The 15,876-nt window shown below is 55.8% G+C and carries 13 protein-coding genes and 2 pseudogenes; 13 read left to right on the forward strand and 2 right to left on the reverse strand.

The features are described 5' to 3' along the window. The first annotated feature begins 53 nt into the window (after window positions 1-53). A complete protein-coding gene (sucD, locus tag ACK5JN_RS18195) occupies window positions 54-923 on the forward strand; it encodes a succinate--CoA ligase subunit alpha (RefSeq protein ID WP_416871441.1) in 870 nt (289 codons plus the stop codon). Between the two features lie 99 nt (window positions 924-1,022). Here the strand turns inward: sucD and ACK5JN_RS18200 are convergent, their stop codons facing one another. Beyond that, window positions 1,023-1,739 (reverse strand): GntR family transcriptional regulator, encoded by a 717-nt coding sequence (locus ACK5JN_RS18200; protein ID WP_416871442.1) that lies wholly within the window; start codon window positions 1,737-1,739, stop codon window positions 1,023-1,025. A gap of 183 nt (window positions 1,740-1,922) precedes the next feature. Between ACK5JN_RS18200 and mngA the strand changes: the two genes are divergently transcribed. After that, on the forward strand, window positions 1,923-3,839 hold the full coding sequence (gene mngA, locus ACK5JN_RS18205; protein ID WP_416871448.1) for a PTS 2-O-a-mannosyl-D-glycerate transporter subunit IIABC: 1,917 nt from the start codon (window positions 1,923-1,925) through the stop codon (window positions 3,837-3,839). A 24-nt stretch (window positions 3,840-3,863) separates the two neighbouring features. Next, complete coding sequence (mngB, locus tag ACK5JN_RS18210; RefSeq protein ID WP_416871443.1) at window positions 3,864-6,497, forward strand: mannosylglycerate hydrolase; 2,634 nt, start codon at window positions 3,864-3,866, stop codon at window positions 6,495-6,497. 38 nt (window positions 6,498-6,535) lie between these two features. On the opposite strand, the gene ACK5JN_RS18215 is transcribed toward mngB, so the two are convergent. Continuing rightward, complete coding sequence (locus ACK5JN_RS18215) at window positions 6,536-7,318, reverse strand: hypothetical protein (protein WP_416871444.1); 783 nt, start codon at window positions 7,316-7,318, stop codon at window positions 6,536-6,538. 790 nt (window positions 7,319-8,108) lie between these two features. Between ACK5JN_RS18215 and cydA the strand changes: the two genes are divergently transcribed. From cydA to ACK5JN_RS18265, 10 genes and pseudogenes are all read left to right on the forward strand, one after another. Further along, complete coding sequence (cydA, locus tag ACK5JN_RS18220) at window positions 8,109-9,677, forward strand: cytochrome ubiquinol oxidase subunit I (protein ID WP_163449182.1); 1,569 nt, start codon at window positions 8,109-8,111, stop codon at window positions 9,675-9,677. A 15-nt stretch (window positions 9,678-9,692) separates the two neighbouring features. Continuing rightward, entirely contained in the window at window positions 9,693-10,832 is a 1,140-nt protein-coding gene (gene cydB, locus ACK5JN_RS18225; RefSeq protein WP_065355541.1) for a cytochrome d ubiquinol oxidase subunit II, read from the forward strand. A 14-nt stretch (window positions 10,833-10,846) separates the two neighbouring features. After that, on the forward strand, window positions 10,847-10,960 hold the full coding sequence (cydX, locus tag ACK5JN_RS18230; RefSeq protein WP_062775086.1) for a cytochrome bd-I oxidase subunit CydX: 114 nt from the start codon (window positions 10,847-10,849) through the stop codon (window positions 10,958-10,960). Next, a complete protein-coding gene (gene ybgE, locus ACK5JN_RS18235) occupies window positions 10,960-11,256 on the forward strand; it encodes a cyd operon protein YbgE (protein ID WP_416871445.1) in 297 nt (98 codons plus the stop codon). Before cydX ends, ybgE begins: the two co-directional genes overlap by 1 nt. Window positions 11,257-11,402: 146 nt before the next feature. Further along, a complete protein-coding gene (ybgC, locus tag ACK5JN_RS18240) occupies window positions 11,403-11,807 on the forward strand; it encodes a tol-pal system-associated acyl-CoA thioesterase (RefSeq protein ID WP_035892730.1) in 405 nt (134 codons plus the stop codon). After that, window positions 11,804-12,505, forward strand: a complete 702-nt coding sequence (tolQ, locus tag ACK5JN_RS18245; RefSeq protein WP_416871446.1) for a Tol-Pal system protein TolQ — start codon at window positions 11,804-11,806, stop codon at window positions 12,503-12,505. The genes ybgC and tolQ overlap by 4 nt, the downstream gene beginning before the upstream one ends. 3 nt (window positions 12,506-12,508) lie before the next feature. Beyond that, the gene (gene tolR, locus ACK5JN_RS18250) at window positions 12,509-12,937 is read left to right on the forward strand and encodes a colicin uptake protein TolR (protein WP_064548352.1); all 429 of its coding nucleotides are present in this window, start codon (window positions 12,509-12,511) and stop codon (window positions 12,935-12,937) included. A gap of 39 nt (window positions 12,938-12,976) precedes the next feature. Beyond that, window positions 12,977-14,236, forward strand: coding sequence for a cell envelope integrity protein TolA (gene tolA / locus ACK5JN_RS18255; protein WP_416871447.1), 1,260 nt, complete (start codon window positions 12,977-12,979; stop codon window positions 14,234-14,236). Between the two features lie 132 nt (window positions 14,237-14,368). Further along, a pseudogene (gene tolB, locus ACK5JN_RS18260) lies at window positions 14,369-15,661 on the forward strand (Tol-Pal system beta propeller repeat protein TolB). 34 nt (window positions 15,662-15,695) lie between these two features. Beyond that, a pseudogene (locus ACK5JN_RS18265) lies at window positions 15,696-15,876 on the forward strand (peptidoglycan-associated outer membrane lipoprotein); the annotation flags it as partial.

The raw sequence follows: 15,876 nt of genomic DNA on the forward strand, positions 1-15,876 counted from the left end.
AAAAGTCTGACGGATGCAGCTCAGCATGTTGATGCCGCAGTGGAGGGGAAATAATGTCAGTTGTAATTAATAAAGATACCCACGTTATCTGCCAGGGCTTCACCGGTAGCCAGGGGACATTCCACTCCGAACAGGCGATTGCTTACGGCACGCAGATGGTTGGCGGCGTAACGCCAGGTAAAGGCGGCACCACTCACCTGGGTCTGCCAGTGTTCAACACCGTGCGTGAAGCGGTAGAAGCAACTGGCGCAACCGCCACCGTTATCTACGTTCCGGCACCGTTCTGCAAAGACTCCATTCTGGAAGCGATCGACGCGGGCATCAAACTGATTATCACCATCACCGAAGGTATCCCGACGCTGGATATGCTGACCGTGAAGGTGAAGCTGGACGAAGCGGGCGTACGCATGATAGGCCCGAACTGCCCAGGCGTGATCACCCCGGGCGAATGCAAAATCGGCATCATGCCGGGCCACATTCACAAGCCGGGCAAAGTGGGCATCGTCTCCCGTTCCGGTACCCTGACCTATGAAGCGGTTAAGCAGACCACCGACTACGGCTTCGGCCAGTCTACCTGCGTCGGTATCGGCGGCGACCCGATCCCGGGCTCTAACTTCATCGATATCCTGAAGCTGTTCCAGGACGATCCGCAGACCGAAGCGATCGTGATGATCGGTGAGATCGGCGGTAGCGCGGAAGAAGAAGCGGCGGCTTACATTAAAGATCACGTCACCAAGCCGGTGGTTGGCTACATCGCGGGTGTCACCGCGCCGAAAGGCAAACGTATGGGCCACGCCGGTGCGATTATCGCCGGTGGTAAAGGTACCGCTGACGAGAAATTCGCGGCGCTGGAAGCGGCTGGCGTGAAAACCGTTCGCAGCCTGGCCGATATCGGCGAAGCGCTGAAGTCCGTTATTAAGTAATCCTCTCTGCTCCCTCATCGAATTCCCGCTGTATACAGGGAAAGAGGGAGCCTTATATGTCTAGTTTCGACATGGTTGGCCGCCCCTGGGCGGCCTTTTTTAATGGCGTCGTCTGGCGACCAGCGTGAATTTATAGTCGTCGCTCTTAAAGGTATTGCGGCTGTATTCGAAAATGCGCCCATCCTGCAGAAAGCCGCGCGAGATTTTTTCCAGCACCGGCTTACCGGGCGGCATTCCGAGCATGGCGACCGTCTCCTCGTCCGGGATCACCGGAATCAGCTCCTGCTCGCTGCGATCGATAACCATCTTTTTCACCGTCTCAATAAAGTGATACTTCGAATTCTCCATCACTTCCCAGGTGAGATCCGGAAACAGCACCAGCGGCATCCACGTCTCTTCCACGGTGACGGCTTTCTGCTTAATAAATCGAACGCGTTTGACGTGCCAGACTTTATCCTGCGGGGCGAGCTGTAGCTGCTCCGCCAGCGCCTCGCCTGCGGGGATCACTTCAAAAACCTTGACCTCGCTGTGAGTGTCCACCTGCCGGTCGGCCAGTTTCTCGTAGAAGCTGGTGAGCTGATAAATATCGTAATTGACGCGCTCTTCTTTCACGTACGAGCCGCTGCCCTGAATGCTCTCAATAATGCCCTGTTCCGTGAGTAGCTTGAGCGCCTGCCGGACGGTCACGCGGCTGACGTTAAAGGTGGTTTGCAGCGCCGACTCGGTGGGCAGCGCATCGCCGGGACTTAACGCGCCGCGCGCGATCTGCTCGCGTAGTGCGTCCGCTATCTGGCGATACATCGGTTTTTTACTCATCACTTTTCGCTTTTGTATGAATTGGTTAAGACCTTTTACGCTGATTATGCCGACATCTTTGCAATAGTAAATAATACAATTTAAATACAAATTATCATGAGTTAGTGAAAGTGATCACGCAAATGTATTATTTTGTCTGACACAATGCCCGCACATAACAATGACAATCCTGTGAGGATCATGATGAACCTGACGACCCTGTCCCATCCCCGTGCGGTCTGTTTGCAAGCGAGATTCACCGATCGTGACGATGCCATTCGTCAGCTCGCGCAGCGTCTGGCCGAGCTTGGCAAAATTACCGATGCTGACGCCTACCTGACGGAAGTCTTCCACCGTGAATCTCTGGGGCCGACGGCGCTGGGCGAGGGCCTGGCGGTGCCGCATGGCAAAAGTCACGCGGTAAAAGAGGCCGCTTTCGCCGTGGCGACGCTCTGCGAACCGCTGGCATGGGAAGGCGTAGACGGGCCGGAACCCGTCGAGATGATCTTCCTGCTGGCGATCCCGCCGGATGAAGCGGGCTCAACGCATATTCAGATCCTCACCACCTTGACGACGCGTCTGGCCGATGATGCGTTGCGCGAGCGCGTGATGGCGGCGTCCAGCGCAGAGGCGCTGCTCGCCGCGCTGGATGCGGAACCGCAGGCGCAGGCTAATAGCGCCAGTCGCGATGCGCCGACGATTGTGTGCGTTACCGCCTGCCCGGCGGGCATCGCCCACACCTATATGGCCGCGGAGTATCTGGAAAAGGCCGGGCGGCAGCTGGGCGTCAACGTGGTGGTGGAAAAGCAGGGGGCGAACGGCATTGAAGGGCGGCTAACCGTGGAGCAGCTGAACGCGGCCCACGCCTGCATTTTTGCCGCCGAGGTGGCGATTAAAGAGCGCGAGCGCTTTGACGGCATTCCGTCACTCTCCGTGCCGGTGGCGGAACCGCTGCGCCATGCTCAGGCGCTGATCAAACAGGCGCTGGCGCTGGAACCTATTGCCGGGCAGCGGCAAGCCCAGCCGCCGCAGGAGGTTAAAAAAGGGATAAAGGCCGAGCTAAAGCAGGCGCTGCTGAGCGGTATCTCCTTTGCCGTGCCGCTGATTGTCGCCGGAGGGACGGTGCTGGCGGTGGCGGTGCTGCTGGCGCAAATTTTTGGCCTGCAACACCTTTTCGACCTCGAAAATTCATGGCTGTGGATGTACCGCAAGCTCGGCGGCGGCATGCTTGGCACGCTGATGGTGCCGGTGCTGGCCGCCTACACCGCCTATTCGCTGGCCGATAAACCGGCGCTGGCGCCAGGCTTCGCCGCTGGCCTTGCCGCCAATATGATTGGCGCGGGTTTCTTAGGCGCGGTGGCGGGCGGCTTAATTGCCGGCTACCTGATGTGCTGGGTGAAAAACCACATTCGCCTGAGCAACCGCTTCAACGGTTTTCTCACCTATTACCTCTATCCGGTGATCGGCACGCTGGCGGCTGGCAGCCTGATGCTGTTTGTGATCGGCGAGCCGGTGGCGTGGATCAATAATTCGCTGACCGCCTGGCTCAACGGGCTGTCGGGCGCCAATGCGCTGCTGCTGGGCGTGATCCTCGGCTTTATGTGCTCGTTTGATTTAGGCGGCCCGGTGAACAAAGCCGCCTACGCCTTCTGCCTGGGGGCGATGGCCAACGGCGTGTACGGGCCGTATGCCATCTTCGCCTCGGTAAAAATGGTCTCGGCCTTTACCGTCACCGCCTCCACCCTGATCGCGCCGCAGCTGTTTAAAGCCTTTGAAATTGAAACCGGTAAATCCACCTGGCTGCTTGGCCTGGCGGGCATTACCGAAGGAGCCATTCCGATGGCGATTGAAGATCCGCTGCGGGTGATTGGCTCGTTTGTACTCGGTTCGATGGCAACCGGCGCGATTATCGGCGCGATGGGCATCGGTCTCTCCACGCCGGGGGCCGGGATTTTCTCCCTCTTTTTACTCCAGCATGCCGGAATGAACGCCTTCGTGGCGGCGGCGGGGTGGTTTGGCGCCGCGCTGGTGGGCACGCTGATTTCGACCGTGGTGCTGCTGCTGTGGCGTCGCCGGGCGGTAAAGCAGGGGAAGTACGTCACCGATAGCGTGATGCCGTAAGTCACAATGAAACAGGAAACGACGATGAAAGCAGTATCTCGCGTTCACATTACGCCGCATATGCACTGGGACCGTGAATGGTATTTCACGACCGAAGAGTCGCGTATTTTGCTGGTCAATAATATGGAGGAGATCCTCGCTCGCCTCGAGCAGGATACCGACTACAAATACTACGTGCTGGATGGGCAGACGGCGATTCTGGAGGATTATTTCGCCGTGAAGCCGGAAAACCGCCCGCGGGTGAAGGCGCTGGTAGAGGCGGGCAAATTGATTATCGGCCCCTGGTATACGCAGACCGACACCACCATCGTCTCCGGCGAGTCGATTGTTCGTAATCTGATGTACGGCCTTCGCGACTGCATGGCCTTCGGCGAGCCGATGAAAATCGGCTATCTGCCGGATTCCTTCGGCATGTCCGGGCAACTGCCGCACATCTATAACGGTTTCGGTATTACCCGCGCGCTGTTCTGGCGCGGCTGTTCGGAGCGCCACGGCAGCGATAAAACCGAATTTTTATGGCAAAGCCAGGACGGCAGCGAAGTCGCGACCCAGGTGCTGCCGCTGGGCTACGCGATTGGTAAGTACTTACCGGAGGACGAAGCCGGGCTGCGTAAACGGTTAGACAGCTACTTCGAGGTGCTGGAAAACGCGTCGGTAACCAAAGAGATTCTGCTGCCGAACGGCCATGACCAGATGCCGCTACAGCAAAATATCTTTGCCGTCATCGATAAGCTGCGGGAAATATACCCCCAGCGCCAGGTTGTGATGAGCCGCTTCGAAACGGTGTTTGCGCAGATTGAAGCGCAGCGTGACGTGCTGGCGACCCTGCAAGGGGAGTTTATCGACGGTAAATATATGCGCGTGCACCGCACCATTGGCTCAACGCGTATGGACATTAAAATCGCCCACGCCCGCATCGAGAACAAAATCGTTAACCTGCTGGAACCGCTCGCCACGCTGGCCTGGAGCTTAGGGTTTGAGTATCACCACGGCCTGCTGGAAAAAATGTGGAAAGAGATCTTAAAAAATCACGCCCACGACAGCATCGGCTGCTGCTGTAGCGATAAAGTGCATCAGGAAATCGTCTCGCGCTTTGTGCTGGCGGAAGACATGGCCGATAACCTGATTCGCTTCTACCTGCGCAAAATCACCGACAACATAACCCACAGCGATGCGGACAAATTGGTGATGTTTAACCTGATGCCGTGGCCGCGCGAAGAGGTGATCAACACCACGATTCGCCTGCGCGCAAGCCAGTTCCGGCTGCTGGACAATAAAGGCCATGAGATCCCTTGTTTTATTCGCGCGGCGCGGGAGCTCGACCCGGGGCTGATCGATCGCCAGATTGTCCATTACGGCAACTATGAACCGTTTATGGAGTACGACATCCAGCTTAAACAGATTCTGCCATCGATGGGCTACTGCACGTTGTATATCGAGCCGAATGTGGCGGGTAACCAGCTGCCGGCCGCCGCCCCAACCGAGGCGCTGCTGGAAAATGCCTTCTGGCAAATCGACCTCAACGACGACGGGACCTTGCAGCTGCGCGATAAAGACTCGGGCATTGTTTATCAACGCGTGCTGGAGATAGAAGAGGGGGCCGATGACGGCGATGAGTATGATTACTCCCCCTCACGAGAAGAGTGGCTGCTTACTTCGGCCGGGACGGCGTTTGCACATGAGGTGATTCACGACGCCTGGCAAAGCCGCGCCGTGATTCGTTATCGTATGTCGGTGCCCGCTAACCTGAGCGAACGCACGGCGCGTCAGCGTAACGGTGAACTGGGAGTCGAAATAGCGGTCACGCTCAGCCATAACACCCGCCGTATTGACGTGGAAGTCCGCCTCGATAACCAGGCTGACGACCACCGCGTGCGTGTGCTGATCCCAACGCCGTTCCGTACCAAAGAGGTGCTGGCCGATACCCAGTTTGGCACCGTCGTGCGCCCGGTACGCGATGAAGCGATGGCGAACTGGCAGGCGGAGGGCTGGAAGGAAGCGCCGGTGCCGGTCTGGAACCTGCTGAATTACGCGACCTTGCAGGAGGGGCGTAACGGTCTGGCGCTGTTTAGCGAAGGGCTACGGGAATTTGAGGTGATTGGCGAGGAGAAAAAAACCTTTGCTCTAACGCTGATGCGCGGCGTGGGGTTGTTGGGCAAGGAGGATTTATTACTGCGCCCTGGCCGCCCTTCAGGGATCAAACTACCGGTCCCGGATTCCCAGATGCGCGGTACGTTACATTGCCGCTTCAGCCTGTTCAGCTACAGCGGAACGCCGCTTAACGCCGGGGTGGCACAGCAGGCGCGCGCCTGGCTTACCCCCGTTCAGTGCTATAACAAAATTCCGTGGGATGCGATGAAGCTGAATAAGGCCGGGTTCACCGTACCCGATAGCTATAGCCTGTTGAGCATGTCGCCGGTGGGCTGCCAGCTTAGCGCGTTGAAAAAAGCGGAAGATCGTGACGAGGTGATTTTGCGGCTGTTCAACCCTTCCGATAGCGTATCCTGCGAGGCGGCGGTTTCGTATAGCCGCCGCGTTATCCAGTGCCATGAAACCGGAATGGATGAAAAACCGTACGGCGAGCAGGAGGCGGCCCCGGACAGCACCACCGTATTCCGGCCGTGTCAGTCCAGAACCTTCAGCCTTAAGCTAGCCTGATACTACGCAATAAGCGCCGGAGGGCGCTTATTGCGGGCCTATTTGAGCATGATGCTGAATCCTGCATACAGCGTAAACTCTGGCTGATAATCCCCTCTGTGCGCTACCGTCCACTGCGGCTCGATAAAACTGTTAACAATGTAGTCTCCGACCAGCATCGCCCGCCCGCCGCCTAGCCCGAGTGGGATCACATAGTCATCATTTTTGACGTTGTAGCTCCAGATCGCGGTGGAGCGTAAAAACCAGCCGCGGGACATTTTGTAGATAAGGAACGGTTGCAGCGTCGCCGTCTCAACATGCGCGCGGTCGTTATCGCCGGTAAAACTTTTTTGCCACTGCACCAGCGCCCCGGTCAGCCAGCGCGGCGAGGTATTGACCGCCACCGCCGACAGCCCGGCCTGCCATTGCCCGGTCCCCAGTTCATCCTTCGCCGCACTGTTGGCCGTTAGCAGTGGCCCGACGCCGAGTTTGACGCCATCCTGCTTGAGCAGAAAAATATCGAACAGGTTGATATCGCCGACTCCGCTGTTGTAGCCGCCGCTGCTTTGCGGGCGCGTCGCCATCGGCACCGTTACGCGCATAATTTGCGGCACCGGGATCAGGTCGTTACTGTCGATGGGGATAGTGGCGCGGAACAGCACGTCGTTGGTGTGCTGGTTGGTGCCATCGATTTCAGGCGTGTAGTAATCCTGCACCGCGAAAGAGCTGGCAAGGTGCAGGGGGTTATTGGCTTTGTCGACCGCATCTTCGGCGTAGGCGTGCAGGGTAACGGGCAATATCGTAAAGCAGGCAAGCAGGGCGGTAGTCAGTCGAGACAGCATGTGCGTTCCTTGGCAAAAGTGAGTGGAGTATCAGTTAGTTGGCATCTATTCTGACATCCTCTGTAAGGAAAACTGTGGCCTGCCTGAAAATAGTTTCATTGGTTATTATTTTTAACTCAATTATTTTTAACAATCATTTGAAGCATATCTGAATTAATAAATTGAATTAATGGGCGATTGGGATAAGCGGGAAGGGGAAAAACAACGCATTCGCTAGAAAATACCGAAATATGTGCTAGCGAAAAATAACTGTGAACCGATTAACATAATCACGTACTGGCACCGTTTTTTTATCAACGACGACGAGGTTAAATATTATTACCTATATTTCTCATATCAATCTTTTGGCTAACCATAAATTCCATTAGCGGAACATTAATTTAACATAATTGCTACATGGTTTGTTTGTGGAAACATATATTCAACATTAAGCGTAAATATTGATTTATATCAATACTTAAAACTTGGAAATATCGACAAAAAAGCGTTTAATTGCTCCACATCAAACTGGATGAAAAGTACCCCCTCCGCTATATATTGATCGACGTCGTAAATCGTAAAGATAGTTCAGCAAAAACCTGTTTATTGTAGGGTTATTACGGCGTAATATATTCGAGGGATCAATTTGGGTTTTTTATTAACGTATTTGTAACCTTTGCTGATGATGATTTCCTCTTAGGATGAAATCGCAACCAGGCAGGGCACAAATAAATTTGTATTGGGGCATGTGTTTGAATCCCGGGTAACGGGTTCAATCTCGGAGTCTTCATGCGATGAGCAAGGAGTCATGATGTTAGATATAGTCGAACTGTCGCGCTTACAGTTTGCCTTGACCGCGATGTACCACTTCCTGTTTGTACCGCTGACGCTGGGTATGGCGTTCCTGCTGGCAATCATGGAAACGGTCTACGTCCTTTCCGGCAAACAGATTTATAAAGATATGACCAAGTTCTGGGGCAAGTTGTTTGGTATCAACTTTGCGCTGGGTGTGGCTACCGGTCTGACCATGGAGTTCCAGTTCGGGACCAACTGGTCTTATTACTCCCACTACGTGGGCGATATCTTCGGTGCGCCGCTGGCCATCGAAGGTCTGATGGCCTTCTTCCTCGAATCTACCTTTGTAGGTCTGTTCTTCTTCGGTTGGGATCGTCTGGGTAAAGTCCAGCACATGGCTGTCACCTGGCTGGTGGCGCTTGGCTCCAACCTCTCCGCACTGTGGATTCTGGTGGCGAACGGTTGGATGCAGAACCCGATTGCCTCCGACTTCAACTTCGAAACCATGCGTATGGAAATGGTCAGCTTCTCTGAGCTGGTCCTGAACCCGGTTGCGCAGGTGAAATTCGTGCACACCGTCGCCTCTGGCTACGTGACGGGTGCGATGTTTATTCTTGCCATCAGCTCCTGGTATATGCTGAAAGGCCGCGACTTTGCTTTTGCTAAGCGCTCCTTTGCGATTGCCGCCAGCTTTGGTATGGCCGCCATCCTCTCCGTTATCGTACTGGGTGATGAATCCGGCTACGAAATGGGCGACGTACAGAAAACCAAACTCGCCGCGATTGAAGCCGAGTGGGAAACCCAGCCGGCACCTGCTGCCTTTACGCTGTTTGGTATTCCGGACCAGGATGCGCAGGAAAACCACTTCTCCATTCAGATTCCTTATGCGCTGGGCATCATCGCGACACGTTCCGTCGACAAGCAGGTTACCGGCCTGAAAGATCTGCTGGTGCAGCACGAAGAGCGTATCCGTAACGGGATGAAAGCGTACTCCCTGCTTGAACAGCTGCGCTCTGGCGCAACCGATCCGGCGGTACGCGCGCAATTCAACGACGTGAAAAAAGATCTGGGTTATGGCCTGCTGCTGAAACGCTATACGCCGAACGTGGCTGACGCGACGGAAGAGCAGATTCAGAAAGCGACGAAAGACTCTATCCCACGCGTTGCGCCGCTGTACTTCGCCTTCCGTATCATGGTGGCGTGTGGCGTACTGATGCTGTTGATTATCGGCGCGTCCTTCTGGACGGTGATTCGTAACCGTATCGGTGAGAAAAAATGGCTGCTGCGCGCGGCGTTCTACGGCCTGCCTCTGCCATGGATTGCCGTTGAAGCGGGCTGGTTTGTGGCCGAATATGGCCGTCAACCGTGGGCGATTGGTGAAGTATTGCCAACGGCAGTCGCCAACTCGTCGCTGACTGCTGGCGACCTGATCTTCTCGATGGTGCTGATCTGTGGTTTGTATACGCTGTTCCTGGTGGCTGAACTGTTCCTGATGTTCAAATTTGCCCGTAAAGGACCTAGCAGCCTGAAAACCGGTCGCTATCACTTTGAACAGTCGTCTGCGGCTATTCAGTCGGCACGCTAAGACAGGAGTCGTCAAATGATCGATTATGAAGTATTGCGTTTTATCTGGTGGCTACTGATTGGCATTCTGCTGATTGGTTTTGCCGTCGCCGATGGTTTCGACATGGGGGTGGGCATGCTCACCCGTTTCCTCGGTCGTAACGACACCGAGCGTCGAATCATGATTAACGCCATCGCTCCGCACTGGGACGGTAACCAGGTGTGGCTGATCACCGCCGGCGGCGCGCTGTTTGCTGCCTGGCCGATGGTCTATGCGGCTGCGTTTTCCGGCTTCTACGTGGCGATGATTCTGGTGCTGGCCTCTTTATTCTTCCGTCCGGTTGGTTTCGACTACCGCTCGAAGATTGAAGATACCCGCTGGCGCAACATGTGGGACTGGGGCATCTTTGTCGGCAGCTTCGTGCCGCCGCTGGTGATTGGCGTGGCCTTTGGTAACCTGCTGCAGGGCGTACCGTTCCACATTGATGAATATCTGCGTCTGTACTACACCGGTAACTTCTTCCAGCTGCTGAACCCGTTCGGCCTGCTGGCCGGTATCGTCAGCGTGGGGATGATCCTGACGCAAGGCGCAACCTATCTGCAGATGCGTACCGTGGGCGAACTGCACCTGCGTACCCGCTCCGTCTCGATGGTGGCTGCGCTGGTCACGCTGGTTTGCTTTGCACTGGCAGGCGTGTGGGTTTACTACGGCATCGACGGCTATGTGGTGAAATCGGTTCTGGATCACACCGGCCCGTCTAACCCGCTGACCAAAGAAGTGGCGCGTGAAGCGGGCGCATGGATGGTGAACTTCAACAACATGCCGGCGCTGTGGGCCATTCCTGCGCTGGGCGTGGTGCTGCCGCTGCTGACGATTGTTAGCACGAAGGCGGACAAAGGCGCGTGGGCGTTCTTGTTCTCCTCGCTGACGCTCGCTTGCATCATCCTGACCGCCGGTATTGCCATGTTCCCGTTCATTATGCCTTCCAGCACAATGATGAACGCGAGCCTGACCATGTGGGATGCGACTTCTAGCCAGTTGACGCTGAATCTGATGACCTATGTTGCGATTGTCTTCGTACCGATTATTCTGGCCTACACCACCTGGTGTTACTGGAAAATGTTCGGTCGCATTACCAAAGAAGACATTGAACGCAACACCCACTCTCTGTACTAAGTAAGGAGCTGAATATGTGGTATTTCGCATGGATTTTGGGAACGCTTCTTGCCTGTGCATTCGGCGTGATCACCGCGCTAGCGTTAGAGCACGTCGAAGCGACCAACGCGGGTGAAGAAAAGCACTAATGAAAAATGTTATCGCAATGTTGTACGCGATAATGGACAAGCGCCCCTTGCGGGCGCTTTCCCTTGTGATGGCCCTGCTGCTGGCAGGCTGCATTTTCTGGGATCCGTCGCGCTTTGCGGCGAAGACCAGCGAGCTGGAAATCTGGCATGGTTTTCTGCTGATGTGGTCGGTGTGCGCGGGCGTGATTCATGGCGTGGGCTTCCGCCTGCGGTCGATTCACTGGCAGGGGATTTTTTGTCCGCTTATCGCCGATCTGGTGTTACTCGCAGGGCTGATTTTCTTCTTTTACCGCTGAAAATTTTCATCCGAAGACGATGGGCTTGCATGAGCCCATAAAAATTTACTCTCCGTTTACTTCCCCCCATTCCAAACCATCATTCCCGCGCGTATAGTAGCGAAGTTCAAAAACCCAAAAATTTTTTTGCATTACTGGGACGTAAAGTGAATACAACGCTGTTTCGATGGCCGGTTCGTGTCTACTATGAAGATACCGACGCCGGTGGTGTGGTTTATCATGCCAGCTATGTCGCTTTCTATGAAAGAGCACGCACTGAGATGCTGCGTCACCATCACTTCAGTCAGCAGGTGCTGCTGGCTGAACGCGTGGCCTTTGTCGTGCGTAAAATGACGCTGGAGTATTTTGCGGCTGCCCGACTCGACGATATGCTCGAAGTCCAGACAGAAATTACATCAATGCGGGGTACCTCAATGGTGTTCACGCAGCGAATAGTCAACGCTGAGAATAAGGTTCTGAACGAAGCAGAAGTCCTGATTGTCTGTGTTGATCCACTCATCATGAAGCCTCGTGCGCTTCCCAAGTCTATTGTCGCGGAGTTTAAGCAGTGACTGACATGAACATCCTTGATTTGTTCCTGAAGGCTAGCCTTCTGGTTAAACTTATCATGTTGATTTGGATTGGTTTTTCACTCGCCTCCTGGGCCATCATCATCCAGAGAACGCGCATCCTTAACGCGGCGACCCGCGAGGCCGAAGCGTTTGAAGATAAGTTCTGGTCCGGTATCGAGCTGTCTCGTCTGTATCAGGAGAGCCAGGGGCGTCGTGAAAATCTGGCGGGATCCGAACAGATCTTCTACAGCGGTTTTAAAGAGTTCGCCCGTTTGCATCGCGCTAACAGCCATGCGCCGGAAGCGATCGTGGAAGGGGCGTCGCGTGCGATGCGTATCTCCATGAACCGTGAACTGGAAACGCTGGAAACGCACATTCCGTTCCTCGGCACCGTCGGCTCCATCAGCCCGTATATCGGTCTGTTTGGTACCGTCTGGGGGATCATGCACGCCTTTATCGCGCTGGGCGCGGTAAAACAGGCCACGCTGCAGATGGTTGCCCCGGGGATCGCCGAAGCGCTGATCGCCACCGCAATCGGTCTGTTCGCCGCTATCCCGGCCGTTATGGCCTATAACCGTCTGAACCAGCGCGTGAACAAGCTGGAGCTGAACTACGACAACTTTATGGAAGAGTTCACCGCGATTCTGCACCGTCAGGCTTTTACCGCCAGTACCGCTAGCGAGAGCAACAAGGGGTAAGCCATGGCCAGAGCACGTGGACGCGGACGTCGCGAACTGAAGTCCGAAATTAACATCGTTCCGCTGCTGGATGTGTTGTTGGTGCTGCTGCTGATCTTTATGGCGACAGCGCCGATCATTACGCAGAGCGTGGAAGTGGATCTTCCTGATGCCACCGAATCACAGGCTGTCAGCAGTAACGATGAACCCCCGGTCATTGTGGAAGTGTCCGGCGTGGGGCAATACAGCGTGAACGTTGGCCCGGAGAAGATGCCGCAGCTGCCGCCTGAACAGGTGGTCGCTGAAGCGCAGCGCCGTTTGCAGGCGAATCCGAAGACGGTGTTCTTAATTGGGGGCGCGAAAGACGTGCCTTACGATGAAATAATTAAAGCGCTTAACCTGTTACACAGCGCCGGGGTGAAATCGGTCGGGTTGATGACCCAGCCAATTTAATCGCCGGAGTAACGGGGGAACAGTTTTTGGGAACCGAGAGTGTCAAAGGCAACCGAACAAAACGACAAGCTTAAACGAGCGATAATTATTTCAGCAGTGCTGCACGTGATTCTGTTTGCAGCGCTGATCTGGAGTTCGTTCGATGAGCATTTAGACGCTGCGGCCGGCGGCGGTGGCGGTTCGTCCATCGACGCGGTCATGGTCGATCCGGGTGCGGTCGTCGACAACTATAATCGTCAACAGCAGCAGCAGGCCAGTTCGAAACGCGCACAGGAGCAGCGTGAAAAACAGGCCCAGCAGCAGGCGGAAGAGCTGCGTGAAAAGCAGGCTGCGGAACAGGAACGTTTAAAAGCGCTGGAAAAAGAGCGTTTACAGGCTCAGGAAGCGGCTAAGCAGGCGCAGGAACAGCAGAAACAGGCTGAAGAGGCGGCGGCGAAAGCGGCTGCCGACGCGAAGGCAAAAGCAGACGCTCAGGCAAAAGAGGCCGCAGAAGCGGCAGCGAAAGCCGCAGCGGACGCTAAAACGAAAGCCGATGCCCAGGCGAAAGCCGCGGCAGACGCCGCGAAGAAAGCCGCCGCCGACGCGCAGAAAAAAGCCGAAGCCGAGGCTGCCAAAGCCGCTGCCGACGCGAAAAAAGTTGCTGAGGCCGCTGCCGCCAAGGCCGCTGCTGACGCAGAGAAAAAAGCCGCTGCGGAAGCGGCGAAGAAGGCCGCCGCTGAAAAAGCCGCGGCACAGAAAGCCGCCGCCGCTGAAAAGGCCGCCGCTGAGAAAGCGGCTGCTGCTGCGGAAAAAGCCGCTGCCGACAAAGCTGCCGCTGCCGCGAAAGCGGCGGCAGACAAGAAAGCCGCTGCGGATAAAGCCGCCGCTGCGAAGAAGGCCGCTGCGGAAAAAGCCGCTGCTGCCTCCGGCGTCGACGACCTGCTGGGCGATCTCAGCTCCGGTAAGAATGCGCCGAAAGGCAACACCAGCGGTAGCGCCGGTGGCTCTTCTCCTGCTAAAGGTAACAAGCCGGGGCAGGGTGGGGCATCGCAGGCTGAAATTGCGTCCTATATTGCGCAGGTTCAGGCAGCGATTAAAGGTCACCTGTACGACTGGGATACCTATAAAGGGAAAACCTGTACGCTGCGCGTGAACCTTGCCGAAGACGGTACGGTGTTGAGCGTGAAGCAGGAAGGCGGCGATCCGGCGTTTTGTCAGCAGATGCTGGCGGCGACCAACCGGATGACCAAGTTCCCGAAACCGCCATCACAAGCGGTCTGGCAAACCTTTAAAAATGCGCCACTGGACTTCAAGCCGTAAAGAACATTTTTCGCCGCAGTACGCGAAAAATAAAGGCGGGATCGTCGCAGGGTTTTGGTAGTTTTGTGTATTTTAGTTTGTTAACATTCTGCTAAATTATCGTGGGCTTTCCGCCTGGTTAAGGGAGCAATGCTGAAGCAGGCATTACGAGTAGCATTTGGTTTTCTGATGCTGTGGGCAGCGGTGCTGCACGCAGAAGTACGTATCGAGATCACCCAGGGGGTGGACTCGGCGCGTCCGATTGGCGTCGTTCCGTTCCAGTGGGCCGGGCCGGGTGCTGCGCCTGAAGATATCGGCGGCATCGTTGGCGCCGACCTGCGTAACAGCGGGAAATTTAACCCATTAGACCGCTCTCGTCTGCCGCAGCAGCCGGGTAGCGCACAGGACGTTCAGCCAGCGGCATGGTCCGCGCTGGGCATCGATGCCGTGGTGGTGGGTCAGGTGAGCCCGAACGCTGACGGCAGCTATAATGTCTCGTACCAGCTGGTTGATACCGGCGGCGCGCCGGGCACCGTTCTGGCGCAGAACACCTATAAAGTGAACAAGCAGTGGCTGCGCTACGCGGGCCATACTGCCAGTGACGAAGTGTTCGAGAAGCTGACCAGCATTAAAGGCGCGTTCCGTACCCGTATCGCTTACGTGGTGCAGACCAACGGCGGCCAGTTCCCGTATGAACTGCGCGTGTCCGACTACGATGGCTACAACCAGTTCGTGGTACACCGTTCTCCGCAGCCGCTGATGTCTCCGGCGTGGTCTCCGGACGGTTCTAAACTGGCCTATGTAACCTTCGAAAGCGGTCGTTCAGCGCTGGTTATTCAGACGCTGTCTAACGGCGCGGTTCGTCAGGTGGCTTCCTTCCCGCGTCACAACGGCGCACCGGCGTTTTCTCCGGACGGCAGCAAACTGGCATTTGCCCTGTCTAAAACCGGTAGCCTGAACCTGTACGTGATGGACATTGGTTCTGGTCAGATCCGTCAGGTCACCGACGGTCGCAGCAACAACACCGAACCAACCTGGTTCCCGGACAGCCAGAATCTGGCCTTTACTTCTGACCAGGCCGGTCGTCCGCAGGTGTATAAAGTGAATGTTAACGGCGGTGCTCCGCAGCGTATTACCTGGGAAGGTTCGCAGAACCAGGATGCTGACGTCAGCAGCGACGGCAAGTTTATGGTAATGGTCAGCTCGGCCAACGGTCAGCAGCACATTGCCAAACAAGATCTGGTAGCGGGTGGCGTACAAGTTCTGTCGTCAACGTTCCTGGACGAACCGCCAAGTCTTGCACCTAACGGCACTATTGTAATCTACAGCTCTTCTCAGGGGATGTGATCCGTGCTGAATTTGGTTTCTACAGATGGGCGTTTCAAAGCGCGTCTTCCGGCAACTGATGGACAGGTTAAATTCCCTGCCTGGTCGCCGGACCTGTAATAATACTTACTGGAATACTATCGGAAGCAGAGCAATGCAACTGAACAACGTGCTGAAAGGGCTGATGATCGCTCTGCCTGTTATGGCAATCGCAGCGTGTTCTTCTAACAAGAACGCCAGCAACGACCAGAGCGGCGAAGGCATGATGGGTGCCGGCACCGGTATGGACGCAAACGGCAACGGCAATATGTCTTCTGAAGAGCAAGCGCGTCTTC

Origin of the sequence: Kluyvera sp. (genome assembly GCF_047971185.1) — a bacterium.
Taxonomy (GTDB): Bacteria; Pseudomonadota; Gammaproteobacteria; order Enterobacterales; family Enterobacteriaceae; genus Kluyvera.